Annotated in this window: 24 protein-coding genes, 1 tRNA gene and 2 riboswitches; of the genes, 14 read left to right on the top strand and 11 right to left on the bottom strand. The window is 68.9% G+C overall.

The genetic code is table 11. The annotated features are described in order from the left end of the window. Positions 1–50: 50 nt before the first annotated feature. Positions 51–249: riboswitch (cobalamin riboswitch) on the bottom strand. A 47-nt stretch (positions 250–296) separates the two neighbouring features. Genes mtnP through MLG87_RS07975 form a run of 4 tightly spaced genes read left to right on the top strand, consistent with a single transcriptional unit; the run spans position 297 to position 3,461 of the window. Continuing rightward, entirely contained in the window at positions 297–1,172 is an 876-nt protein-coding gene (mtnP, locus tag MLG87_RS07960; protein ID WP_243294668.1) for an S-methyl-5'-thioadenosine phosphorylase, read from the top strand. Beyond that, entirely contained in the window at positions 1,169–1,600 is a 432-nt protein-coding gene (locus MLG87_RS07965) for a hypothetical protein (RefSeq protein ID WP_243294669.1), read from the top strand. Before mtnP ends, MLG87_RS07965 begins: the two co-directional genes overlap by 4 nt. A 53-nt stretch (positions 1,601–1,653) precedes the next feature. After that, the gene (locus tag MLG87_RS07970; protein ID WP_243294670.1) at positions 1,654–2,481 is read left to right on the top strand and encodes a peptidoglycan DD-metalloendopeptidase family protein; all 828 of its coding nucleotides are present in this window, start codon (positions 1,654–1,656) and stop codon (positions 2,479–2,481) included. Beyond that, positions 2,481–3,461, top strand: a complete 981-nt coding sequence (locus tag MLG87_RS07975; protein ID WP_243294671.1) for a DUF2268 domain-containing putative Zn-dependent protease — start codon at positions 2,481–2,483, stop codon at positions 3,459–3,461. The genes MLG87_RS07970 and MLG87_RS07975 overlap by 1 nt, the downstream gene beginning before the upstream one ends. Before the next feature lie 24 nt (positions 3,462–3,485). On the opposite strand, the gene MLG87_RS07980 is transcribed toward MLG87_RS07975, so the two are convergent. The 3 genes from MLG87_RS07980 to MLG87_RS07990 form a co-directional block, all read right to left on the bottom strand. Further along, positions 3,486–4,400 carry a DMT family transporter gene (locus MLG87_RS07980; RefSeq protein ID WP_243294672.1) on the bottom strand — a complete coding sequence of 305 codons (915 nt, stop codon included), beginning with the start codon at positions 4,398–4,400 and terminating at the stop codon, positions 3,486–3,488. Positions 4,401–4,409: 9 nt separating this feature from the next. Next, positions 4,410–5,009, bottom strand: coding sequence for a non-canonical purine NTP pyrophosphatase (locus MLG87_RS07985; protein ID WP_243294673.1), 600 nt, complete (start codon positions 5,007–5,009; stop codon positions 4,410–4,412). A 170-nt stretch (positions 5,010–5,179) separates the two neighbouring features. After that, on the bottom strand, positions 5,180–6,181 hold the full coding sequence (locus MLG87_RS07990) for a ThiF family adenylyltransferase (RefSeq protein WP_243294674.1): 1,002 nt from the start codon (positions 6,179–6,181) through the stop codon (positions 5,180–5,182). 183 nt (positions 6,182–6,364) lie between these two features. Here MLG87_RS07990 and MLG87_RS07995 point away from each other — a divergent pair, with 183 nt between their 5' ends. Next, a complete protein-coding gene (locus MLG87_RS07995; protein WP_243294675.1) occupies positions 6,365–7,099 on the top strand; it encodes an SDR family oxidoreductase in 735 nt (244 codons plus the stop codon). On the opposite strand, the gene MLG87_RS08000 is transcribed toward MLG87_RS07995, so the two are convergent. Together MLG87_RS08000 and MLG87_RS08005 are read right to left on the bottom strand one after the other, a co-directional pair. Then, the gene (locus tag MLG87_RS08000) at positions 7,092–7,991 is read right to left on the bottom strand and encodes a LysR family transcriptional regulator (protein ID WP_243294676.1); all 900 of its coding nucleotides are present in this window, start codon (positions 7,989–7,991) and stop codon (positions 7,092–7,094) included. The two genes, MLG87_RS07995 and MLG87_RS08000, sit on opposite strands and share 8 nt — an antisense overlap. Before the next feature lie 107 nt (positions 7,992–8,098). Further along, entirely contained in the window at positions 8,099–8,563 is a 465-nt protein-coding gene (locus MLG87_RS08005) for a DUF6941 family protein (RefSeq protein WP_243294677.1), read from the bottom strand. Between the two features lie 100 nt (positions 8,564–8,663). Between MLG87_RS08005 and MLG87_RS08010 the strand changes: the two genes are divergently transcribed. Next, entirely contained in the window at positions 8,664–10,271 is a 1,608-nt protein-coding gene (locus MLG87_RS08010) for a bifunctional metallophosphatase/5'-nucleotidase (RefSeq protein ID WP_243294678.1), read from the top strand. A gap of 22 nt (positions 10,272–10,293) precedes the next feature. Here MLG87_RS08010 and MLG87_RS08015 read toward each other — a convergent pair whose 3' ends face one another. From MLG87_RS08015 to MLG87_RS08035, 5 genes are all read right to left on the bottom strand, one after another. After that, positions 10,294–11,193 carry a hypothetical protein gene (locus tag MLG87_RS08015; protein ID WP_243294679.1) on the bottom strand — a complete coding sequence of 300 codons (900 nt, stop codon included), beginning with the start codon at positions 11,191–11,193 and terminating at the stop codon, positions 10,294–10,296. An 84-nt stretch (positions 11,194–11,277) separates the two neighbouring features. Continuing rightward, positions 11,278–13,203, bottom strand: coding sequence for a 1-deoxy-D-xylulose-5-phosphate synthase (gene dxs, locus MLG87_RS08020; protein WP_243294680.1), 1,926 nt, complete (start codon positions 13,201–13,203; stop codon positions 11,278–11,280). Positions 13,204–13,211: 8 nt separating this feature from the next. Further along, positions 13,212–14,099: a polyprenyl synthetase family protein gene (locus MLG87_RS08025; protein ID WP_243294681.1), complete on the bottom strand. Its 888-nt coding sequence runs from the start codon at positions 14,097–14,099 to the stop codon at positions 13,212–13,214. Next, positions 14,096–14,335, bottom strand: a complete 240-nt coding sequence (xseB, locus tag MLG87_RS08030) for an exodeoxyribonuclease VII small subunit (protein ID WP_243294682.1) — start codon at positions 14,333–14,335, stop codon at positions 14,096–14,098. Before xseB ends, MLG87_RS08025 begins: the two co-directional genes overlap by 4 nt. Positions 14,336–14,389: 54 nt before the next feature. Further along, positions 14,390–15,124 carry a hypothetical protein gene (locus tag MLG87_RS08035; RefSeq protein ID WP_243294683.1) on the bottom strand — a complete coding sequence of 245 codons (735 nt, stop codon included), beginning with the start codon at positions 15,122–15,124 and terminating at the stop codon, positions 14,390–14,392. Positions 15,125–15,211: 87 nt separating this feature from the next. Between MLG87_RS08035 and MLG87_RS08040 the strand changes: the two genes are divergently transcribed. The 8 genes from MLG87_RS08040 (at position 15,212) to MLG87_RS08075 (ending at position 20,483) form a co-directional block, all read left to right on the top strand. After that, the gene (locus MLG87_RS08040) at positions 15,212–16,582 is read left to right on the top strand and encodes a sigma-54-dependent transcriptional regulator (protein WP_243294684.1); all 1,371 of its coding nucleotides are present in this window, start codon (positions 15,212–15,214) and stop codon (positions 16,580–16,582) included. Between the two features lie 147 nt (positions 16,583–16,729). Continuing rightward, positions 16,730–17,452, top strand: a complete 723-nt coding sequence (locus MLG87_RS08045) for a hypothetical protein (protein WP_243294685.1) — start codon at positions 16,730–16,732, stop codon at positions 17,450–17,452. Between the two features lie 91 nt (positions 17,453–17,543). Next, complete coding sequence (deoC, locus tag MLG87_RS08050; protein WP_243294686.1) at positions 17,544–18,380, top strand: deoxyribose-phosphate aldolase; 837 nt, start codon at positions 17,544–17,546, stop codon at positions 18,378–18,380. A 42-nt stretch (positions 18,381–18,422) separates the two neighbouring features. After that, positions 18,423–18,920 (top strand): roadblock/LC7 domain-containing protein, encoded by a 498-nt coding sequence (locus MLG87_RS08055; protein WP_338028454.1) that lies wholly within the window; start codon positions 18,423–18,425, stop codon positions 18,918–18,920. Positions 18,921–18,935: 15 nt separating this feature from the next. Further along, positions 18,936–19,520: a GTP-binding protein gene (locus MLG87_RS08060; protein WP_243287104.1), complete on the top strand. Its 585-nt coding sequence runs from the start codon at positions 18,936–18,938 to the stop codon at positions 19,518–19,520. Between the two features lie 80 nt (positions 19,521–19,600). Next, positions 19,601–19,676 (top strand) — tRNA-Asn (locus MLG87_RS08065). 129 nt (positions 19,677–19,805) lie between these two features. After that, entirely contained in the window at positions 19,806–19,985 is a 180-nt protein-coding gene (locus MLG87_RS08070; protein WP_243294687.1) for a hypothetical protein, read from the top strand. Between the two features lie 54 nt (positions 19,986–20,039). Next, positions 20,040–20,483 carry an FKBP-type peptidyl-prolyl cis-trans isomerase gene (locus MLG87_RS08075; RefSeq protein WP_425250884.1) on the top strand — a complete coding sequence of 148 codons (444 nt, stop codon included), beginning with the start codon at positions 20,040–20,042 and terminating at the stop codon, positions 20,481–20,483. 228 nt (positions 20,484–20,711) lie between these two features. Here MLG87_RS08075 and MLG87_RS08080 read toward each other — a convergent pair whose 3' ends face one another. Continuing rightward, a complete protein-coding gene (locus MLG87_RS08080; RefSeq protein ID WP_243294689.1) occupies positions 20,712–21,986 on the bottom strand; it encodes a trans-sulfuration enzyme family protein in 1,275 nt (424 codons plus the stop codon). A gap of 372 nt (positions 21,987–22,358) precedes the next feature. Beyond that, a riboswitch (SAM riboswitch) is annotated at positions 22,359–22,467 on the bottom strand. Positions 22,468–22,470 lie beyond the last annotated feature (3 nt).

Raw genomic sequence — 22,470 nt, forward strand, 5'->3', positions numbered from 1 at the left:
TCGCGGCGGCTGGGCGTCCCGCAGGGGAATGGCCCGGCCCGTTCCCGCGACGGGGGGTGAGGTGCGGGACCGGTCTCCGGGCTCGCACGCGACAGGAGCCTTTCGGCGCCCTCCGAACCTTCCCGGGACGATCCCAGTGACTCGGACTTGAGGTCTCACACCCGGTGACGCGTGGGCGTGGTGCATACCGTTGCGGGGCAGCGCAGGAGTCTCACCTGCTTCCCGTGCATCCAGCACGAAATTGTCAGGCTTCAGAGAACCACGGCGCCGGTGGATTCCGCAAGTACAATGGCCGCATGCGAGCACCCATCGGCATCATCGGCGGCAGTGGACTCTACCGGATGGAGGGGCTCTCCCTCGACCGGACGGAGCTGGTGCAGACTCCCTTCGGCGCGCCTTCGGGTCCCGTGCACCTCGGCGCCCTGGACGGCATCCCCGTGGCCTTCCTGGCCCGCCACGGCGAAGGCCACCGCTTCACCCCCAGCGAGGTGAACTACCGCGCGAACCTCTGGGCCCTGAAGTCCCTGGGCGTCGAGCGCCTCATCTCCGTCTCCGCCGTGGGCAGCCTCCAGGCCCGCCACAAGCCCGGCGAGCTGCGCCTCGTGAGCCAGTTCATCGACAAGACCCGCCACCGGAAGGACACCTTCTTCGGCGAGGGGCTGGTGGCCCACGTGAGCTTCGCGGAGCCCGTCTGCGCGCACACGACCGCGGCCCTGCTCAAGGCTGGACAGGCCCTGTCCATTCCCATCGAGGGGGGCGCCACCTACGTCTGCATGGAGGGACCGGCCTTCTCCACCCGCGCCGAGAGCCGCCTGCACCAGAGCTGGGGGGCGGACCTCATCGGCATGACCCAGGTGACCGAGGCCCGCCTGGCCCGCGAGGCGGAGCTCTGCTACGCCTGCATCGCCCTGGTGACGGACTACGACGCCTGGCGCGAGGAAGAGGAGGGCGTGGATGCCGCCTCGGTGCTGGAGGTGATGCACGCCAACGTGGACAAGGCCCAGCGCCTGCTGCGCGCGGTGGTGCCCGGCCTTTCCGGGGCCCCGCGGACCTGCGCCTGCGGCGATGCCCTGAAGGCGGCCCTTTTCACCGCCCCCGAGGCGGTCACCGAGGACGCCCGCAAGCGACTGGACCTGCTGGTGGGCCGGTACGGATACGGAACCCGCGGATGAGCCCGGCCCAGGCCAGTCCCAAGCTCCAGGCCCTGCTGAAGGACTTCCAGCAGATCGCGAGCATGTCGGGCTACCTGAACCATGCCTTCGACCCTCCGCAGCTGCGGCTGTTCTTCACGCTCTATGGCCGCGTGATGGTGACCTCCCCCGACGAGGGTCTGGCGCTCACGCCGCGGCTCCAGGCCTGGTGCGAGCGCTTGTCGGTGGACCTTCGGGAGGGCAGCTCCTCCGCCATCATGCCGCCCCAGATCCAGGTCAGCACCCCCCAGACCCTGCCGGACGGCCGCGACTACCTCGTGGCCACCCTGACCTTCAACACCAAGGTCACCGACACCTCGTACCTCCGCGTCCGCACCGCCGTCCTGGCCGCCTACCAGGAGGCCGTGAAAATGCGGGAGGCGGGACTGGGGGCGGACCTCGCCGGCTGAGCGCCATGGCCAGCTATCCTGGGGATCTCCCCGGCGGGAGCCCCGGAGGGCCCATGCCCCGATGCTTTAGTGCGCCAGGCGCCGCGATCCTGCTGGTTTCGGCGGGGCCTCTGCTGCTCGGCATGGAACGCGCGCCGCTTCCCTTCAAACCCTCCCCCGTCCCCGGTGGCGTGGCAGTGGTGGTTCTCGCGGGCGGGAAGACCGCGCCGAAGGCGACCTACCGCGGAGAGCCCGTGCTGGTGCGGCGGAGCGGCCGGGGCTGGGTGGCGGTGGTGGGCATCCCGCTCAGCGCGAAGCCGGGGCGGCAGGAGATCGAGGTGGAGGGGCGGTCCATCCCCTTCACCATTCGTCCCAAGCGCTACCCGGAGCAGCGCATCCGCCTGAAGGACGAGCGCCAAGTGACGCCGAACGCCGAGGACGAGGCGCGCATCGCCCGGGAGCAGGCGCTGATGGGACCCGCCTGGAAGGCCTGGCCCGAGGGACAGGTGCCGACGCTGCGCTTCCAGCAGCCCACGCCTGGCGACCTCACCAGCTCCTTCGGCCTGCGGCGGATCTTCAACGGCCAGCCCCGGGCCCCTCACGCGGGGCTCGACATCAAGGCTCCGGCGGGCCAGGCCGTGCGTGCCCCCGCCGCGGGCGTGGTGGTGCTCACAGGCGACTTCTTCTTCAGCGGCAACGCCGTGTTCCTGGCCCACGGCGAAGGCGTGGTGAGCCTCTTCGCCCACCTGTCGAAGGTCATGGTGACCCAGGGCCAGGTGGTAAAGGCTGGCGACCTCCTGGGCGAGGTGGGAATGACGGGGCGCGCCACTGGGCCGCACCTGCACTGGTCCCTCAGCCTCAACAACGCCCGCGTGGACCCGCGGCTCTTCCTGGAGCGGTGATGATCCATCGGGTGGGGACAGCGGCCCTTCTCGTCTCGATCCTCGCGACTCCGGCGCTGGCGGGCGAATCGGCGGCTTCCGCCGCGGCGGCCTTCCAGGCGTTCTGGGCCCGGGCCGAGGGCCGACCCTTCGACGTCCAGGCGGCCCTCTGGGACCGGATGATCGAGGCGCCGCGCCGGGCCCTCTACGACGCGGCCGTCTGGGAAACGCGGGACCATCCCGACGGAGGGGCCCGGAAAGCCCGCCTGCTCCGGCAGCGGTTCGACGCCTACAGGCGCCTCGCGGCCCGGATTCCAGCGGAGGAGCGGGCGCTCGAGCAGGCACTCCCCGGCACGCAGGCCCGGTTCAAGGCCTTTTTCCCCGACGCGCCCGCTCGCCCGCCGGTCCATCTGGTGCTGGCCCCCGGCTTCGACGCCAAGAGCGCCGTGGGGCCGGACGGCGCCCCGGTGTTGCTGCTGGCGGTGGATTCGCTGGCCCTCGAGGACGCCGACCTGAGTGTCCTCCTGCCTCACGAGCTGTTCCACCTCTACCACGCCCGCCGCGCCGGCGTGCTCAACGATGGGGTGATGCCCGGGGCCACGCTGCTGCTGCCCCTCTTCGCCGAGGGGATCGCCACCTTCATCAGCGCGACCCTGGCCCCCGACCGCACGGAGGGCCAATGGCTGCTCCAGGAGGACCTGGGGGCGCTGCCCCTGGATCGGCTGCCCGAGCTCAGCCGACACTTTCTCGCGGATGCCGACCGGTTGGCGGCCGACCCGGCGCATCCGGAGGCCTTCCGACGGTGGTTCAACGCCTCGCCGGCAGGGTCTCGCGGCGACCTGCCGGACCGGACGGGGTATTGGCTGGGACTCCAAGTCATCCGCCACCTGGCCCGGGCCCACACCCTGCAGGAGATGGCCGCCTGGCCGCCCGCGCGGGCCGAAGCGGAGGCACGGGGGGCGCTGAGGGCCCTGGCAGAGCTCCCGCAAACCACGCCCTGAGCCCCGCCTGGAGATCGGGCCGGATCACCCCGCGGCGGGACGGTGGCCCTTCGTCTGCACGAGGATGACGCCCAGGATGGCGATGGCGCCGCCCAGGATGGTGAGCAGGGACGGCACCTCGCCGAGCCACACCCAGGCGATGAGGCTGGCCAGCACCGGCGAGAGGTAGAGGAAGCTGGAGAGCAGGGAGGCGGGCATGCGGGAGAGGGCGAGATTCCACAGCACGTAGGCGATGGCACCCGGGAAGACGCCCAGGTAGATCACGGCCGCCGTCGCCGAAGGCACGGCCATGGGCATGCGGTGGACCAGGCCCGGCAGGAAGATGAGCATGGGCAGGGTGCCCGCCCAGATGGAGTAGCAGGTGAAGGCCAAGGCGGAATGGCGGCGGAAGCTCCGCTTGGAGAGGATGGAATAGACGGCGGCCACGGCGGCGGACAGCAGGATGAGCAGGGCGCCGGGCGTGAAGCGCAGGCCCCGGCCGCTGCTGAGGGCGATGAGGGCCACGCCGGTGAAGGCCACCAGGATGCCACCCCAGCCGAGGCGCGTGAGGCGCTCGCCCAGGAAGAGGGCCGAGAGCAGGGCGGTGAACACCGGGCCTGCCGCGATGAGCAGGGAGGCCGCGCCCGCCTGGACCGTCAGTTCCCCGAAGTTGAGGGCCACGTGGTAGACGCTGATGCCCAGGAAACCGGCTAGGGCGATCACGGGCAGGTCCCGCCGCTCCGGCAGCCGCATGCGCGTGGCCAGCGCGTACAGCGCGAGGACGATGGAGGCCGTGCCGAAGCGCAGCAGGGCGAGCTCGCCGGGGCCGTAGCCATCCAGGCCCGGCATGCCCGCCGGCGTGATCCGCAGGCCGGCCCGGATGCCGGCGAAGGCCGAGGACCACAGCAGCAGCACGCCGGCGATGGCCAGCCAGGTCCGGGGATCGCGCTTCCAGGTCATGCTTCCACGCTAGCGCGGAAGCCGGGCCAGCCGCTCCCGCAACGCCGCGCAAGCCCGGGCGCGGTGGCTGAGGGTGTGCTTGGTCTCCGGGGGCAGCTCGCCGAATGTCCGGTCGAAGCCGTCGGGGATGAAGATGGGGTCGTAGCCGAAGCCGCCGTCGCCGCGGTGATCGAAGGCCAGGGAGCCTTCCACTGCCCCGCTGGCCGTGAGGGGCTCGCCGCGGAGGGGCGCGTAGGCCAGCACGCAGACGAACCGGGCCGACCGGTCCGCCCCATCGGGGACCATGGCCAGCAGGCGCCGGTTCTTGTCGCGGTAGGCGGGCAGGTCCGGCGCGAAGCGGGCGGAGAGCACACCCGGGCCGCCCCACAGCGCATCCACGCAGAGGCCGGAATCGTCCGCCAGCACGCCATCCACGGGCTCCCGGCCGTGCGCCAGCCACCAGGCCCGCGCACCCTCCACCTTCTGCAGGGCGTTGTCCTGAAAGAAGGCGCCCGTCTCCGACAGCTCCGGTGCCTCGGCGGGCCAGGGCACAAGCGTGACGCCCGGCAGGAGCTCCGCGAACTCGCGCAGCTTGCCGGCGTTCCGGGAGGCGAGAAGGACTTTCAGCATCGGGGCATCACCTATTCATCAGAGCTAAGGAATGTTGAAAGCGGAGGGCAGCAGAGGAAAGGAGGAAAGCGGAGAAAGGAACCCGGGGGCCTCAGCGGGCTACTTCAGGAAGTGCCTCCGCTTTCCTCCGCCCCTCCGTTTTCCTCCGCTTATCTCAATTCTTTCAACCTTCAGCACCCGACAACTTCCGTGTACCAGCTGCGGGCGCGCTCGGGGGTCATGGGGCCGTGGACGAGGGCGCGGCCGTCGGCGAAGAGGGTGATCTCGTCGGGGCCCTCCTGGCCCTTGAGCATCATTCCGGCCTGCCTCCAGGGGCTGCGGGTGCGGGTTTCCAACCGAGCCTTGAGGGCCGCCAGGTCCAGCTTCCCGGGTGGGTTCACGCGGATCTGCACACCCTCCAGGCCGCAGAGGGCGCTGGCCTTCAGCGTCCACCGCGCGTCCAGGAACTCGGTGATCTTCCCCGTGCAGAAACGGCAGCGGGTCTTGGGCGGCTTCAGGAACTGGCGCTCGTCGTGCCAGAAGTCGAAGCGGGCCAGGTCGGCATGGGGCGTCTTCCCGGTGAGGATCTTGATGGCCTCCAGGGCGGCCCAGCTGGCGATGACGCCCACGGCGGGGCCCAGCACGCCGGCGCTGTCGCAGGTGTCCACGTCGCCGCCGGCCGGGGGTTCTTCGATGAGGCAGCGCAGGCAGGGGGTGTGCGGCGGGTTCAGGGGCCAGACGACGCCTTCGCCGCCGATCGCACCCGCGTAGATCCAGGGTGTCCCCGTGAGGATGGCCACGTCGTTGATGAGGAAGCGGGCCTCGAAGTTGTCGGTGCCGTCGCAGATGAGGTCGAAGCCGGACAGCAGCTCCCGGGCGTTGCCGCTGGTGAGGTCGGCCACGACGGCTTCCAGTTCGATGGAAGAGTTGGCTTCGCGCAGCCGTTCCGCGGCCACCTCGGCCTTGGGCCGTCCCAGGTCCGACTCGCCGTAGAGGAGCTGGCGCTGGAGGTTGCTCGTCTCCACCAGGTCCCGGTCGATGAGGGTGAGGTGGCCCACGCCAGCCCGGGCCAGCCAAGGCGCGATGACGGAGCCCAGGGCCCCCAGGCCCAGCACGGCCACGCGCCTGGTACGCAGGGCCCCGTCCGCCTCGCGGCCGAGAAAGATGCGTTGCTTGGCGTAACGGTCGGACATGGTGCCCTGTTGGCCTCCGCTTTCCAGTCTAGAGGCAACGGCGCCCGGTGGACGCGGCCCATCCGGGAGGGCCATCGGAGGCTCCGATGGCTCCCATCGAATCTTCCCGTTTCCGATCGGGGCCCTTCCGCCGGGATACTCCCCCATCCGCCGGGGGATCCAGCGGGAAGGAGGAACATGGACATGATGAACGCACGCCTGCCCCGCCACATCCTCGTCGTCGGTGGGAGCTCGGGCATGGGGCTCGCTCTGGCGGGAAGCCTGCTGGCCCAGGGTGATGCCGTCACGATCGCGGGCCGATCGCCGGAGCGGCTGGCGAAGGCCTGCACCGAGCTGGCCGCTCTGGGGCGGCCCAGGACCCTCGTGGCGGATGCCACGGAGGAGGCGGATGTGGTCCGGCTGTTCGAGGAAGCCGGACCGCTGGATCACCTCGTGACCACGGCGGCCGACATGAGCGGCGCCTACGCCCCGCTCCCGGACCTGGAGGTGGCGGCCGCCCGGCGGGTGATGGACTCCAAGGTGATCGGCCCCTGGCTGCTCGCCAAGCACGGCGCGCCGAGGCTGGCCCCCGGAGGAACGATCACCTTCACCTCCGGCATCGCCGCCCATCGCCCGCTGCCGAAAGGCTCCCTGGTGGCGGCGGCCAACGGCGCGCTGGAGTCGCTGGTGCGGGCGCTGGCCGTTGAACTGGCGCCCATTCGGGTGAATGCGGTCTCTCCCGGGTGGGTGGACACGCCGATCTGGGAGGCCGTCGCGGGGGCCGGCAAGGCCGAGATCCTGGAAGGCATGGCGCGACGCTTGCCCGTCGGGAGGATCGGAAGACCCACCGACATCGCCGAAGCCATCGAGGCCGTGATGCGGAATGGATTCATCACGGGTGCGGTGCTTCACGTGGATGGCGGCCATCGCCTCATTTGACAAACCAGGGCCCCTGGCGGCACAAGGCCAGGAACGACCCGAGCGCAGGCGACGGCTCCCGGTGTTTCCGCCACAACAGGGTGATCTGGGCAGAACGGAGGGGGCCGTCCCAGGGGAGGGCCACGAGGCTCCCGCGCAGGACGGCCTCGGCCACCGCGGCGAACGGAACCAGAGCGCAACCCGACCCCGCCTCCACGAGGGACCGGATGGCCCCCAGGCTGCTGAACTCCCCGGCGATCCTGGGTGGGGGGAGGGCGGCCGCCTCGAAGGCGCGGTCGAGCAGGTGCCGGTAGACGCAACCGGGTTCCGTCGCGAGGAAGGCCTCGGCGGCCAGGTCGCCGGGGCGGACCGGGCCGAGGCCATCCAACCGGTGGCCCGGGGGGATGGCCAGCACCAGCCGCTCCTCGCCGACGGATTCTTCCTGGAGGTCGGGGTCCCCGCCCTGGGGGCCGAGCACGAAGGCGGCATCCAGGATCCGGCCCTTCACGCGTTCCCGCAGCTCGCGGCTGTTGCCGGTCCCCAGCACGAGCTTCACGCCGGGGTGCGCCCGGCCGTAGGCCGCCAGCAGCGCCGGCACCCGGCCCGAGGCGAGGGTTTCGAGGGCGCCCAGCCTCAGGGTGCCCGCCATGGCCGTCGCCGAGTCGGCCACGGCGTTCCGGGCCTCCGCGGCCAGGTCCAGGAGTTCCTGGGCGTAGGTCAGCAGCCGGGCCCCGGCGGGGGTCAGGGCCAGCTTCCGGCCAGAACGGTCAAACAGGGCGGTTCCGAGGTCCTGCTCCAGGGCCTGGACCTGCTCGGTCACGCTCGACTGGGCGAGGTGCAGCCGTTCGGCGGCGCGCGTGACATTCAGGGTGGCCGCCACCATCGCGAAGGTTTCCAGATGCCGGAACTGCACGTGCCTGCCCTCCCGAGAAGCGACCAGCCGCCTGGGTCGGCTGAAATGAAGCGCGGCGCCCGAGGGGGCGCCGCACTGATAGCTGAAAGCTGACAGCTGAGAGCTACTTAGTTCCCGCCCTGTCCGGCCTCGGCCATGGCCTTCTCGTACTCGGCCTGGAGGCGGCTGGCGTCGGAGATGGCGAACTTGTAGATGTACTCGAAGCGGTCGGCGCCCTTGGTGAGGGCGATGATCACCTCGTAGACGCCCTCGGCGGTCACTTCGAAGGGAGCCGCGATGACGTTGAAGGTGCCTTCCTTGGCGCCGTCGGGGATCTGCACGTCGCTGTCGCGGATCACATCCTTGCGGTCGCCGGTGGGGCTCACGATGGAGAAGCCGAACTTGAACTGGCCGTCCATGCGGGAGAAGCGGGTGTAGAAGCACACCTTGGGCAGGGTGAAGGGCACCTGGGGCACCACGATGTGGTGGTCGTACAGGCCCATCAGCGAGGTCTTGCCGCCCATCTCCTGGCGGATGTCATCGCAAAGCAGCGTGAATTCATGCTTGGGGGCCTTGATCTGGACTTCTTGCATGTGGGCTCCGGAAAGAGGGGGCATCCTTGGGTGAAGGGAAAGTTTACCCTTGAAGACGGTCCCATCCAACCACGGGTTGGCGGCCGGTCCCGGAGGCTGCATGCGCCATTGGTTCTGGATCCTGTTGATCGCGCTGGGCCTCCAGGCCCAAGAGGCCCGGATTCAGATTCTTGGCACCACGGACATGCACGGGCACGTCATGGCCGAGGACACCTTCAGTCTCCAGCCCGCGAACCAGGGGTGGGCGAAGGTCGCCACGCTGATCCGCCGCCAGAAGGCCCTGAACCCGGACACGATCCTGGTGGACTGCGGCGACACGATCCAGGGCGAACCGCTCAACTACGTGCGGAACACCCTCCGCCGCGACCTCCCGGAGCCCAGCGTGGCCATCATGAACGCCCTGGGCTATGCCGCCATGGCCGTGGGCAACCACGAGTACGACTTCGGCCAGGACCTGCTGCACGAGGTGGAGAAGCAGGCCCGGTTCCCCTTCCTGTCGGCCAACACCCACACGGCCAAGGGCGGCCAGGCCTTTCCCGCCCATGTCCTGGTGACCGTCGGCGGCATCCGGGTGGCTCTCGTGGGCTTCACCACCCCTCGAACCGCCGTCCTGGCGGGACCGCAGAACGGGGCCGGCCTGGCCTTCCGGGACATCGTCACCACCGCCCGCGAGCTGGTGCCCCGCCTCCGCGACAAGGAGAAGGCCGACGTGGTGGTGGCCCTGGTCCACTCGGGCCTGGGGCAGGTCGATGGCAGGGAGGGCGACGAGAATGAGGCGCTCCGCCTGGCGGATCAGGTGCCCGGCCTCGATGCCATCCTCACGGGCCACACCCACCAGGCCATCCAGACCGAGCACAAGGGGATTCCCATCCTGCAGGCCCAAGCCCATGGGCGCGCTCTCGCCGTGGTGGACCTGAGCCTGCGGAAGGAGCGGGGCCGCTGGCAGGTCGTCGCGAGCCAGGGCAGGCTCATCCGGCCGGAGTCCGACACGCCGGTGGATCCGGAGGTGCTGAGCCTGACCGCGGACCTGCGCACGGCCACGGACCGCTACCTCGACACCGCCGCCACCAGCCTGGTGGTGGACCTGGACAGCCGCTGGTCCCGCATGGAGGACACGCCCCTGATGCAGCTCATCCACCAGGTGCAGCGGCAGGCCACGGGGGCCCAGCTTTCCGCCGCGGCCAGCCCCGGGGCCAAGCTCTTCATCCCCAAGGGCCCCACCAGCGTGCGGCAGTTCTACGCCCTGGCACCCTACGAGAACCAGGTGGCGCGCATCCGCATCACCGGCGCCCAGCTCAAGGCCTACCTCGAGCACGCGGCCCGGCACTACACCTACAGCTGGGAGCCGGAGCTCTACAACCGCGATGTGCCCATCCACGACTTCGACCTGGTGGATGGCGTGGCCTACGCGCTGGACCTGGGCCGGCCGGTCGGCAGCCGGGTGGTCGGCCTCAGCTTCCAGGGCCAGCCCGTGAAGCCCGCCCAGACCTTCACGCTCGCCCTCTCCACCTACCGCCTGTGGGGCGGCGGTGGCTACATGGAGGCCATCGGCTTCAAGGGCGCCCCGGACCTGGTGACCGAAACCTCCCAGCGCAACCTGCTGCTGGCCTATGTCCTGGCCCATCCCGTGCTGAATCCGACCGTGCCCAACGCCTGGCGGACCATCCCCTACCTGGATCGGGAGCGGGTCCTGAATCAGGCCCGGTGATCCCCGGCGCGGGCTGCCGGAGCTACTTGACGCCCACCAGCATCAGGCCGCCCTTGGGGTTGACGAACACCGCATCCGAATCGAGGACACCCACCAGGATGTGGCTCTCGTCCAGGCCGGTGGGCAGGAAGTCGAGGGTGGCGTGCGGGAGGTCCAGCCGGGCCAGGGCCAGGCCCTGGAGGGTTCCCCGCTGGGCGGCCGGCACCTGGGAGGCCTTCACGGCCGCGAAGATCACCCCCTTGCCCACCCAGACCGCCAGGGGGCCGCGGTTGGTGGTGTCGCCCTCGAGGGCCGGGGCGGGGGCTCCGTGGAACTTCAGGGCGGTCTCGCCGATCTTCCGGCCGGTGTTGGCGTCCAGGATGCTGAGGTTCAGGGAGCTGCCGTCGGCCATCAGGATGTTGCCGCTGTCGTCCAGTGCGAGGGGGCGCCGGTTCTGGGGGGCCGGGCCGTCCTTCTTCGAGGGCTTCGCGCCGAAGGACCAGATCACCTCCGCGTTGCGGAAGTCGCGCTTCTCGACATAGGGCTCGGAGGTGCGGAAGGAGAGGATGATGCCCACCGCGTCCCAGCAGACATCGCTCACTTCGGCGTGGAGCTTCACGCGGTCCAGGACCCGGCCGGTCCGGTCGATGTGGGTCAGCGAGGTCCCGTGGGCGATCCATGCGGTGTTGCGGGGGTCGATGACCCAGCGCTCCGGCTCCTCATCGAGCTTCCCGAGGGGCAGGGTTCCCAGGAGGCCGCCATCCCGGACCCAGGTGTAGAGGCTGCGCGTGGAGGCGTCATAGAAGGTGAAGGAATCATCCCGGTCCTGCTTGGCCCAGCTGGTCGCCTTGCCGGCCGCATCCCAGGCCTGGGCCGAAGCCGTCACGGAGGTTAGGCAGAGGAGGGCGCCCAGGATGGACGCGTAGATAAGGGATGACCTCACGAGAGCCTCGGGGAAAAGAGCGCGCTGCTACGGCGGGTTGGGACCAACCATAGGAATTCCATTCGTCTTTCGCAAGGTTTTACTTTAGATGTCGCGGAAGAAAGTCCGGATCCTGTCTTCGAGCGCCTCGGGGCTGAGGCCCTCCTCTTCCAGCAGGCGCTTGGGATCGCCATGGTGGATGAGGTGGTCGGCAACGGCGCAGCGGAGGAGGGGCCGAATCAGGCCCGCGTCGGCCAGCGACTCGGCCACGGCCCCGCTGAAGCCGCCGGGGGCGCAGCCTTCTTCGAGGGTCACCACGGCCTTGCAGCGACCCGCCCAGGCATGGATGAGGGCACCGTCCAGGGGCTTCACGAACCGCGCGTTGATGACGGCGCAGGAGATCCCCTCCCCGGCCAGAACCTCCGCGATCCTCCGGGCCGGCTCCACCATGGCGCCCAGGGCGCAGAGCAGCAGGTCGGTCCCTTCGCGCAGCAGCTCGCCCTTGCCCACGGGCAGGGCCGTGATGGGCTCCTCCAGGGCCACACCCAAACCGTTGCCACGGGGGTAGCGCAGCGCGGCGGGATGGCCGCAGTAGAGGGCCGTCAGCAGCATGCGCCGCAGCTCGTTCTCGTCCTTGGGGGCCATGAGGATGAGGTTGGGCAGGCACCGCAGGTAGGCCAGGTCATAGAGGCCGTGGTGGGTGGGGCCATCGGCGCCCACGATGCCGGCCCGGTCGAGGGCGAAGGTCACGGGCAGGTCCTGGATGCAGACGTCGTGGGCCACCTGGTCGAAGCCCCGCTGCAGGAAGGTGCTGTAGATGGCGCATACGGGCCGCATGCCCTGGGCCGCGAGTCCGGCGGCGAAGGTGACGGCGTGCTGCTCGGCGATGCCCACGTCGAAGCAGCGGTCCGGGAAGGCCTTCTGCAGCAGGTTGAGCCCGGTGCCGTCGAGCATGGCGGCGGTGATGCCCACGATCTTCTCGTCCCGCCGGGCCAGGTCCACCAGGGCCTTGCCGAAGATGCTGGTGTAGCTGGGCGGGGCCGGCTTGGCCGGGTCCCCCTGGACCTTGATGATCTCGCCGGACTCGGCGTCGAAGGCCGTCACGCCGTGCCACTTCAGGGGATCCTGCACGGCGGGCTCGTAGCCGTAGCCCTTCTTGGTCTGCACGTGAAGCAGGACGGGGCCGTCCTTCATCTTCTCCTTGGCCTCGGCCAGGGCCTTGGACGTGGCGTTCAGGTCATGGCCGTTCACGGGCCCGATGTAGCGGAAGCCCAGGTCCTCGAAGAGCAGGCCCGGTACCATCAGGCGCTTGATGCTTTCCTCACTCCACTTGGCGGCTTTGGCGACGCCCTTGCTGAGGCCTTCCAGCGGGATGGCCTTGATGGCGTGCTCGATGCGGTCCCGCCAGCGCTGATAGTACTGGCCCGACATGATCTGGTTCAGGTAGCCCTGCAGCGAGCCGACATTGGGATTGATGCTCATGTCGTTGTCGTTGAGGATCACCAGGAACTTCTTCGTCTCCAGGTAGCCGGCCTGGTTGAGGCCTTCGAAGGCCATGCCGGCGGTCATGGAGCCGTCGCCGATGACGGCGATGCAGGCGTGGTCCTGCTTCTGGAGGTCCCGCGCCTTGGCCATGCCGAGGGCGGCGGAGATGCTCGTGCTGGCGTGGCCGGCGCCGAAGTGGTCGTAGGGGCTCTCGTCCCGCTTGAGGAAGCCCGACAGGCCGTGGTGCTGGCGCAGGGTGGGGAAGCGGTCCTTGCGGCCCGTGAGGATCTTGTGGGGGTAGGCCTGGTGGCCCACATCCCACACGATGCGATCCTGGAGGAAGTCGAAGTGGTGGAAGAGGGCCACCGTCAGCTCCACCGTGCCGAGGTTGGAACTGAAGTGGCCGCCGGTCTCGGACACGGAGGCGATGATGAAGGCCCGTACCTCCGCCGCGAGCTGCGCGAGCTGCTCCGGCGTGAAGTGGCGGACTTGCTGGGGGGCGGCCAGGGAGTCCAGCAGGGGATAGGGGGTGGCCAGTGGCTCCACCTGGACGCCTATTTCGCCCGCTGGGCCAGATACCGGGCCCAGGCTGCCAAGGACGTGCGATTGGGAAGGGTTGCTAGATGACATAAGGCATTCTCGGTCGCTTCACTCAGGGCTTTGCGGGCGCCGTCCAGGCCCAGGAGGGAAGGGTAGGTGATCTTACCCTTGCCCGCATCTTTTCCGGCGCGCTTGCCCAGGTCCGCGTCGGTGGCGGTGGCGTCCAGGATGTCGTCCTGGATCTGGAAGGCGAGCCCGATGGCTTCGCCGTAGGCCCGCAGGGCGGAACGGTCCGCGGGGGTCGCGCCGCCCAGCACCGCGCCGATCTCCAGCGAGGCGCGCAGGAGGGCGCCGGTCTTGAGGCGGTGGATGAGGCGCAGGTGGTCCAGGTCGTAGCTGTCCAGCGTTTCGCCTTCGAGGTCGAGGGCCTGGCCCCCGGCCATGCCTCGCCAACCCGCGCCTTCGGCCAGGAGGGCCAGGGCCTCGGCCCGGCGGACGGGATCGAGGTCCGCGGAGGCCAGCACGCCGAAGGCCTCTGTGAGGAGGGCGTCGCCGGCCAGGATGGCGTGGCCCTCGCCGAAGACCTTGTGGTTGGTGGGCCGGCCCCGCCGCAGGTCGTCGTCGTCCATGGCGGGCAGGTCGTCGTGGATGAGCGAATAGGTGTGGACGTATTCCAGGGCCAGGGCGCCGGGGAGAGCCTGTGCCGCCGTTCCGCCCACGGCCTCGGCGGCCAGCAGGCAGAGGACCGGCCGCACGCGCTTGCCGCCGGCCTCCAGGCTGTAGCGCATGGCCTCGCCCAGGCGGGCCGCTTCGCCCTCCCGGAAGGGGGCCGTGAGACGGACGTCCAGCAGGGGGAGCAGGCGGTCCAGGTCGGCCTGCACCTGCGAGGCGGGCTCGTTCATCGACCTTCCCTGCCTTCGTCCAGGGGTTCGGCCCGGTATTCGCCGCCGAGGCCGGCCTTGAGGACCTCCACGCGGCGCTGGGCGTCGGCCAGCTGCTTCTGGAGGGCCTGGCTGAGCTGCACGCCCTCCTCGAAGCGGGCCAGGGCCTCTTCCAGGCTGAGGCTGCCGGACTCCAGCTGCTGCACCAGGGCCTCCAGCCGGTCCAGGCCATCGTCGAAGGAGGGTTGGGCGCTCATGGGGATTCCGCAAGGAAGGGGCCCGCTAGCTGATCGCTGGGGGCCCCGCCCAGTCTACCGCTTCCCCTTCACGGCGTCCTTCATCTCCTTGCCGCCGTCCTTCATGGTGTAGTCCGCGGGCAGGGCCCAGGTGCTTTCAGGAATGGCGGCGGTGGAGACGTCCGTGGCCACGGTGGTCACGTCCGTGCCCATGAGCCCGGTGATGTGGGTCTTCAGGGGCACGCCCTTGAGCTTGGCCGTCTCCTGGTAGACCCGCTTGAAGAGGGCGCCCATGGGTCCCGGGACGCGGTTCAGCATGGCCATGGACTTGGCGTAGTCCTTGACGGGGAATTGGAGCGACGGATCGATGCTCAGCTCTTCCACCATCTTGCCGAGGATGACGCGCACCTTCTTGCAGGGCCGGCCCAGGACGGTGTCCGGCCCCAGGTGCTCGACCTTCACCTCGGACACGTCGCCGAACATCATCTTCGTCACCATCTCGGGCATGCCGGCCATCTGCTCTTCCAGGGCCTGCATGGCTTCCTGCATGTCCTTGAACGTCATCTTGGTGATGACCTTCTTCCCGTGGTCGATGCTGTAGATCACCTCGTGGCCGTAATCCACCAGGCTGTCGACCTTCGATCCGGCGTGGTTGATGCGCATCCGCGTGGCGCTCAGGTACTGGACCTGGGAGCCGTCCTTGGCCAGGGCGCCCTTGCCCGTGACCTGGGAGGTGATGGTGAGGTCGCCCGCGGCGAGGCTGACCAGGGAGGCGGCTATTCCGAAGGCAAGAGCCAGAAGGGTTCGCATGGGAATTCTCCGTTGGAGGGATGCCGTGAGCATACCCTGGGGACTCGCCGGGGGCCAGGTGGGATACCTTCAAGGGTGGGGGTGGCCATGGCCCGTGTCCTCGTGGTGGATGACAGCAAGGAGACCTGCGAGTTCCTGGAGGAGCTGCTGGGGACCATGGGCCTCGACGTCGCCAAGGCGACGCATCCCGACCGGGCCATCGAGCTGCTGCGGAAGGGGGGTTTCGACCTGCTCCTGTCGGACATCAACCTCGAGGCGAAGAAGGACGGCCTGGACCTGTTGCGGGAAGCCAAGCCCCTGGGGGTGGACACCATCCTGCTGTCGGGCTTCGGCACCCTGGAGACCGCCATCGAGGCCGTGCGGGAAGGCGCCTTCGACTTCCTCAGCAAGCCCTGGAACAACGAGGAACTGAAGGCCCTGGTGACCCGCGCCCTGGCCCGGCGGCAGTCGGCCGGCCAGGGGGAGGCCCCGGACGCCTCGCCCAAGGTCAAGCGCAGCCTCATGATCGGATCCAGCCCGAAGATGATGGCGGTCTACAAGACCATCGCGAGCCTCCAGAACAGCCGGGCCACGGTGCTCATCACGGGGGAGAGCGGCACCGGCAAGGAGCTGGTGGCCCGCAGCATCCATCTCTCCAGCGACCGCCGGGACCGCGCCTTCGTGGCAGTGAACTGCGGCGCCCTCACAGAGACTCTGCTGGAATCCGAGCTGTTCGGGCACGTGAAGGGGTCCTTCACGGGCGCCGTGGGCGAGAAGCCGGGCCTCTTCGAGGAGGCCTCCGGCGGCACCATCTTCCTGGATGAGATCGGAGAGACCAGCCCCAGCTTTCAGGTGCGCCTGCTGCGGGTGCTGCAGGAGCAGGAGATCCGCCGCGTGGGCGGCAACAAGACCATCAAGGTGGATACCCGGGTCATCGCCGCCACCAACCGGGATCTCCAGCAGATGGTGAAGGCGGGGGCCTTCCGCGAGGACCTCTACTACCGCCTCAGCGTCGTGGAGCTGGCCGTACCGCCCCTCCGCGAGCGCGGGGACGACGTGGGCGCGCTCCTGGACCACTTCCTGGCGGAGTTCGGGCAGAAGGATCAGCAGACCTACCGCCTGCATCCGGAAGCCCGGCGGGTGCTGGAGGCCTACTCCTGGCCGGGCAACGTGCGGGAACTGGGCAATGCCGTGGAGAACCTCACCCAGCTGAGCCGCGGCCGGGAGATCACCGTGGACGACCTGCCGGCCAAGATCCAGGCCGACGTGCTCAAGCGGGCCCTGCTCAAGCCCGAGCCTTCCGAGGAGGCCCCCTCCCTGATCGAGGATTGGCCCTCCCTGGACGAGCTGGAGCGCCGCTACATCCAGATCCTGCTGGGCCGCCACAAGGAGAAGCAGCGCATCGCCGACATCCTGGGGGTGGACAGGACCACCCTCTACCGGAAACTCAAGCGCTACGGATTCCACGACGGGGAGTAGCAGGCTGCCACGAGTGGCAGAATGCAACGGGTTTTCCAGGATAAGCTGTTGTCTAAGTGTTGTATTAAGTAGAATTAAAATTTGGCCCAGATGATGCAACCCTGGCGGCACTTCCGGCCGTGCCGGATCAACCCAGGGAGAACCCCCATGAAGAAGCTTGCTGCGCTGCTCGTCGCCGCCGCTCTGATCAGCCCCGTGTTCGCGGAAGAGGCGAAGAAGCCTGAAGCGAAGAAGGTCGAGACCAAGAAGGCCGAGAAGAAGGCTGAGAAGAAGGCCGAGCCCAAGAAGGAAGAGGCCAAGAAGGCCCTGACCGTCGCCGACGAGAAGAAGGCCGAGGCCGCCCCCAAGGCCGAGAAGAAGGCTGAGGCTGCTCCCAAGGCCGAGAAGAAGGCCAAGAAGCACCACAAGAAGGCCGAGAAGAAGGCCGAGCCCGCCGCTCCTGCCGCCGAGAAGAAGGCCCTGACCTCCGAGGAGAAGAAGGCCGAGAAGAAGGCTGAGCCCAAGAAGGAAGAGAAGAAGGCCGAGAAGAAGGCTGAGAAGAAGGCCGAGGCCAAGAAGGCCATGACCGCCGAAGAGAAGAAGGCCGAGGCCGCTCCCAAGGCCGAGAAGAAGGCCAAGAAGGCGAAGAAGGCTGCCAAGAAGGCCGAGCCCGCCGCTCCCGCCGCCGAGAAGAAGGCCCTGACCTCCGAGGAGAAGAAGGCCGAGAAGAAGGCCGAGCCCAAGAAGGAAGAGAAGAAGGCTGAGAAGAAGGCCGAGGCCAAGAAGGCCATGACCGCCGAAGAGAAGAAGGCTGAAGCCGCCCCCAAGGCCGAGAAGAAGGCCAAGAAGGCTGCCAAGAAGGCCGAGAAGAAGGAAGAGGCCAAGAAGTAACAGGCTTCACCGGTTCACGAAAAAGCGGGCTCCGGCCCGCTTTTTCGCGTACGGCTTTCCGGCGGGACGCCCCCGGGCCATGATGGGAACCATGATCGACCCGCTCCTCGACCTCACCGCAGAGATCCGTGCCCGGCTCCAGCCGCTTCCCGAGGGGCGGAGGCCCCAGCTCCTGGGGTGCGTGGAGGGCGCCTGCCTGCTCCACGATCATGCGGGGCTGCACCATCGGACCTCGGCGCAGGCGGCCCTCCCCGCCGGGCCCTGGGACCTGTCCCCCCTCATCGACCACACCCTGCTGAAGGCCGAGGCCACCGGCGCGCAGGTGGAGGTCCTCTGCGCCGAGGCCCTGAAGCACGGCTTCGCCTCAGTCTGCGTCAACCCCCTGTGGGTGCCCCTGGCCTCGTCCCTGCTGAAGGGCAGCGCCGTCCGGACGTGCACGGTGGTCGGCTTCCCCCTGGGGGCATCCTCCCTGTCCGCCAAGGCCCACGAGGCAGAAGTAGCCGTGAAGGAGGGGGCGCAGGAGGTGGACATGGTGCTGGCCGTCGGCGCCGCGAAGGGCGGCGACTGGGACACGGTCCGCCGGGACCTGGAAGGGCTGAGGGCGGCCGTTCCCGCGCCCACGGTGCTCAAGGTCATCCTGGAGACCTGCCTGCTCACGGATGCCGAGAAGGAGCGGGCCTCGGCGCTCGCGCTGGAGGCGGACCTCGACTTCGTGAAGACCTCCACGGGCTTCTCAACGGGCGGCGCCACCGAGGCTGATGTCGCGCTCATGCGCCGGACCGTGGGCACGGGCATGGGCGTGAAAGCCTCCGGCGGCATCCGCACCTACGAGAAGGCGTTGGCCATGGTCCTGGCCGGGGCCACCCGCCTGGGGCTTTCCGCCTCCGTGGCGGTGATTCAGGGGGGAGCCGGCTCGGAGGCCTACTGAAAAGTGCTATCCTCACAGATAGCAGTCCCGGCGGAGGTTCTTGTGGCAAAGCTTGATCTCATCATGTTCGAGGAGGAGTACAAGCTCCTCCACGAGATCATCGGCCGCCTCCAGAAGGACGCCTCCGCCAAGGTGGTGTTCCTGGTGGACAAGAACGGCCAGCAGATCGCCGCCGCGGGCGACGTGAAGAGCATCGACGCCACCAGCCTCGCCTCCCTCACCGCCGGCAACGTGGCCGCCACGGATGGCCTGGCCAAGCTCATCGGCGAAAAGGAATTCAGCCTGCTCTTCCACGAGGGCGAGCGGGACAACCTGCATATCTCGATCGTGGGCAAGCGCGGGATCCTGGTGGTCATCTTCGATCAGAATTCCAGCCTGGCGCTGGTGCGGCTGCGGGTGAAGAAGGCCAGCAAGGAGCTCCAGGAGATCTTCGACCAGGTGGAACAGCGCGCGCAGAAGGAATCCGACAGCGGCAACCGCTTCGAGAGCCCCTTCTCGGAGATCACCGACGAAGACATCGACCGCCTCTTCGGCGACTAAGCCTGAGGCGCGGACATGACCTTCATCAACTACGCGTCCCGCGAGATCAACTGCAAGATCGTCTACTACGGCCCCGGCCTCTGCGGCAAGACGACGAACATCCAGTGGATCTACGAGCAGGCGAACCCCGACAAGAAGGGCAAGCTGGTCAGCCTCGCCACCGAGACCGATCGCACCCTCTTCTTCGACTTCCTGCCCCTGGACATGGGCACGGTCAAGGGCTTCAAGGTGCGGTTCCACCTCTACACCGTGCCCGGCCAGGTGTTCTATGACGCCAGCCGCAAGCTCATCCTGCGCGGCTGCGACGGCATCATCTTCGTGGCCGACAGCCAGAAGGCCCGCATGGAAGCCAACATCGAGTCCATCGCGAACCTGGCGACCAACCTCAAAGAGAACGGCTTCGACGTCCGCAACATTCCCTATGTCCTCCAGCTGAACAAACGGGACATGCCTTCTGCCGTGCCCGTGGCCGAGATGGAGCGCCTGCTCCGATTCCGGAGCGAGCCCATGATCGAAGCCGTGGCCAGCCAGGGCACCGGCGTCATCGAGACCCTCAAGGCCGCCGCCCGCCAGATCCTGATGGAACTCCAGAAGAACTAGGGCGGACGACGAGGATCACAGGTCCCGCCCCTCCCCGCTTGAATCCAGGCCTGCCTCCGGTAGAATGGACGTTCACGCTTTCCGGAGTAGCTCAGGGGTCAGAGCGGGTGACTGTTAATCACTAGGTCGGGGGTTCAAATCCCTCCTCCGGAGCCAACAAAGAACAAGGGGTCCCACCGGGACCCCTTGTTCTTTGTTGGGCTAGGACCTGGCGGATTTGGACCCCCGAGTGGCAGCCGGCCCGCGAGTGCGCCGCTCCGGCAGCGCGGGGCGCTACCGGAGCGGATGAAGCACGAGTGGTTCGCCGGCAACGGGTTCAAATCTCCACGCCTCTGGGTTCACCTGGAGAGCAACCCGGAGGCCTCGACTCACAAACGACCCAGCGAGGAGTGGAAGCGCCCTGCGCAGCAGGGCGGGTCAGGCGAGTGGCAGCCGGCCCGCGAGCGCATCCTCTGGCAGACTTGAAAGGCGGGACCTGTCATCACACCCGTTCCGGAGGAGATCCCCATGCGCCATGCGATGCCCGTCTGGCCCCTTGCCCTGCTGGCGCTGGTGCTTACGCCAGCGACACCCGCCCAGGCGGCTGGGCGCACCAAGGCGAAGGCGCCCGCCCTGGTCACAACAGCCAGCGGGTTGAAGTACCTGGACACGAAGGTGGGCACGGGAGCCGCGCCCCAGCGGGGCCAGCGCTGCCTCGTCCACTACACGGGCTGGCTGTCGGACCACGGGAAGAAGGGGAAGAAGTTCGACAGCTCCGTGGATCGCGGCGAGCCGCTGGCCATCCCCATCGGTGTGGGCCGTGTCATCAAGGGCTGGGACGAGGGGCTCATGACCATGAAGGCGGGCGGCAAGCGCACCTTGTACATCCCCGCGGCGCTGGGCTACGGCGCCCGTGGCGCCGGCGGAGACATCCCGCCCAACGCCGACCTGATCTTCGATGTGGAGCTGCTGGGGGTCCAGTAGCTCTCGCAGCCGACGGCCCGGAAAAAAACAGAACGCGAAGCGCGCGAAGCGCCTTCCGGGCGAGCAAAGGGCGCAAAGGGTGATTTGGGTTCTTGAGCCCAGATGGTTCTGTGTCCCGCGAGCCAACCTTCGGGGGCTTCGCCCGGAGCTTGGCTCCGCATCGCGCTCTTCTCGTTCCGGCTTGTGGTTTTTGGGTGGCGTTCGAGCCTTGTCGGAGTGGGATCGGCCTCAGTCGACCGCCAGGGCCTGGACCAGGTCCGCGCGCAAGTCCCGCACGTCCTCCAGGCCCACGGAGAGCCGGATGAGGTCGTCGCTGATGCCGGCGCGCTTCCGGGCCTCGGGCGTCATGGAGGCGTGGGTCATGGAGGCCGGGTGGGCCACCAGCGACTCCACGCCACCCAGGCTCTCCGCCAGGGTGAACCAGCGCAGCCTCCGGAGCACGTGGTTCAGCCGCTCCGGCCCGCCCTCCTTCAGCTCGAAGCTGAGCATGGCGCCGAAGCCGCGCTGCTGCCGCTTTGCCAGCCCGTGCTGCGGGTGGCCGGGCAGGCCCGGGTAGTGGACCTTCCCCACGGCGGGGTGGGCCGCCAGGAACTCTGCCAGCACCTGGGCCGTGGCCTCGTGCTGGCGCATGCGGAGGGGCAGCGTCTTCAGGCCGCGCAGCACCAGGAAGCAGTCGTGGGGCGCCTGCGAGGTGCCCAGCAGGTTGTTCACGCTCTGGATCTGCTGGGTGAGGGCCAGGCGGCCCGGCCCGGCCACCACGGCCCCGCCCACCACGTCGCTGTGGCCGTTGAGGTACTTGGTCGTGGAGTGGATGACGAGGTCGGCGCCCAGCTCGAAGGGCCGCTGGAGGTAGGGCGAGAGGAAGGTGTTGTCGACGGCCACGAGGCAACCCGGCTGGCGATGGGCCAGCTCCGCCACCGCGGCGATGTCCGTGAGGCGCAGCAGGGGATTCGAGGGCGACTCGATCCAGATCAGGCGCGTGTTGGGCCGGAGGGCCGCCGCCACCGCCTCGAGGTCCGCGAGGTCGAGGTAGGTGACCTCCAGGCCGTAGAAGCGCTTGGCGTGCTCCAGCAGGCGGAAGGTGCCGCCGTAGCAGTCCACGGTGCAGACGAGGTGGCTGCCGTGGGGCAGCAGGTTCAGGACCACGAGGATGGCGCTCATGCCCGTGCTGGTGCAAGTGGCGCCGTGGCCGCCCTCCAGCAGGGCGAGGGCTTCCTCCAGGGCCGCCCGGGTGGGGTTGCCGCTGCGGGTGTAGTCGTAGCCGGCGTTGGTGCAGATGTCCTTGAAGGCGAAAGTGGACGAGAGGTACAGCGGCGGCATGACCGACCCATAGGCCGGATCGGGCTGCACGCCCGCATGCACGCACTGGGTGGCCAGGCCCGCGTCCGGCACCAGCCCGGCCCGGTGGATCCAGCCGGCCTCGCTCTCCCGTGCCGGGGGCAGGATGGTGAAGTGGTAGGCCGGGTTGCCCGGCACGTTGGTATCGAGGTACTGCTCGCTCAAGGGAGCCTCCGTGGTGGAGGATCTCCGTCGTTCCACTGCGATCCAAATCAGAGTGCCTAACCAAACCCCCACGGGGCCGCGCGAGGGCCACCGGGCGAGCGAGGCGAGGAACGCGAGGAGACGCGTAGCGGGTACTACGCGCGACGAGCGTGACGCGGCACCGCGACGCCCGCTGGCCCTCGCCCGGAGGGAGAAAGCCAGGTGGGCGCCCCGCGGCGTCACGGCCCTTGAACGATGAACCACATCGCCCTGCGGGCCCTTCCTTGCGGTGCATCCCGCCTGGCTTTCTCGCGGCCCGGTCGGGGTTTGGTTAGGCACTCTAACGAAGGGGCCCGATTTCTCGGGCCCCTTCGCATGTCAGCTTCTGACACGTCAGCATCTTTCCGCGGTCGATCAATCGACCGCGGCAGGAATTGGCACCTTGCTCTCGCAGGTTGCCAAGGTTTCACAGGGCCCGTCCCTCCACCTTTCTGGATATCGCGTG

This window comes from Geothrix mesophila (genome assembly GCF_022808835.1).
GTDB classification, from domain to species: Bacteria; Acidobacteriota; Holophagae; order Holophagales; family Holophagaceae; genus Geothrix; species Geothrix paludis.

Bases quoted from the DNA above. Each gene is read 5' to 3' on its own strand.
- mtnP (WP_243294668.1), top strand. From the start codon at position 297: ATGCGAGCACCCATCGGCATCATCGGCGGCAGTGGACTCTACCGGATG.
- MLG87_RS07965 (WP_243294669.1), top strand. From the start codon at position 1,169: ATGAGCCCGGCCCAGGCCAGTCCCAAGCTCCAGGCCCTGCTGAAGGAC.
- MLG87_RS07970 (WP_243294670.1), top strand. From the start codon at position 1,654: ATGCCCCGATGCTTTAGTGCGCCAGGCGCCGCGATCCTGCTGGTTTCG.
- MLG87_RS07975 (WP_243294671.1), top strand. From the start codon at position 2,481: ATGATCCATCGGGTGGGGACAGCGGCCCTTCTCGTCTCGATCCTCGCG.
- MLG87_RS07980 (WP_243294672.1), bottom strand. From the start codon at position 4,400: ATGACCTGGAAGCGCGATCCCCGGACCTGGCTGGCCATCGCCGGCGTG.
- MLG87_RS07985 (WP_243294673.1), bottom strand. From the start codon at position 5,009: ATGCTGAAAGTCCTTCTCGCCTCCCGGAACGCCGGCAAGCTGCGCGAG.
- MLG87_RS07990 (WP_243294674.1), bottom strand. From the start codon at position 6,181: ATGTCCGACCGTTACGCCAAGCAACGCATCTTTCTCGGCCGCGAGGCG.
- MLG87_RS07995 (WP_243294675.1), top strand. From the start codon at position 6,365: ATGATGAACGCACGCCTGCCCCGCCACATCCTCGTCGTCGGTGGGAGC.
- MLG87_RS08005 (WP_243294677.1), bottom strand. From the start codon at position 8,563: ATGCAAGAAGTCCAGATCAAGGCCCCCAAGCATGAATTCACGCTGCTT.
- MLG87_RS08010 (WP_243294678.1), top strand. From the start codon at position 8,664: ATGCGCCATTGGTTCTGGATCCTGTTGATCGCGCTGGGCCTCCAGGCC.
- MLG87_RS08025 (WP_243294681.1), bottom strand. From the start codon at position 14,099: ATGAACGAGCCCGCCTCGCAGGTGCAGGCCGACCTGGACCGCCTGCTC.
- xseB (WP_243294682.1), bottom strand. From the start codon at position 14,335: ATGAGCGCCCAACCCTCCTTCGACGATGGCCTGGACCGGCTGGAGGCC.
- MLG87_RS08035 (WP_243294683.1), bottom strand. From the start codon at position 15,124: ATGCGAACCCTTCTGGCTCTTGCCTTCGGAATAGCCGCCTCCCTGGTC.
- MLG87_RS08040 (WP_243294684.1), top strand. From the start codon at position 15,212: ATGGCCCGTGTCCTCGTGGTGGATGACAGCAAGGAGACCTGCGAGTTC.
- MLG87_RS08045 (WP_243294685.1), top strand. From the start codon at position 16,730: ATGAAGAAGCTTGCTGCGCTGCTCGTCGCCGCCGCTCTGATCAGCCCC.
- deoC (WP_243294686.1), top strand. From the start codon at position 17,544: ATGATCGACCCGCTCCTCGACCTCACCGCAGAGATCCGTGCCCGGCTC.
- MLG87_RS08060 (WP_243287104.1), top strand. From the start codon at position 18,936: ATGACCTTCATCAACTACGCGTCCCGCGAGATCAACTGCAAGATCGTC.
- MLG87_RS08070 (WP_243294687.1), top strand. From the start codon at position 19,806: ATGAAGCACGAGTGGTTCGCCGGCAACGGGTTCAAATCTCCACGCCTC.
- MLG87_RS08075 (WP_425250884.1), top strand. From the start codon at position 20,040: ATGCCCGTCTGGCCCCTTGCCCTGCTGGCGCTGGTGCTTACGCCAGCG.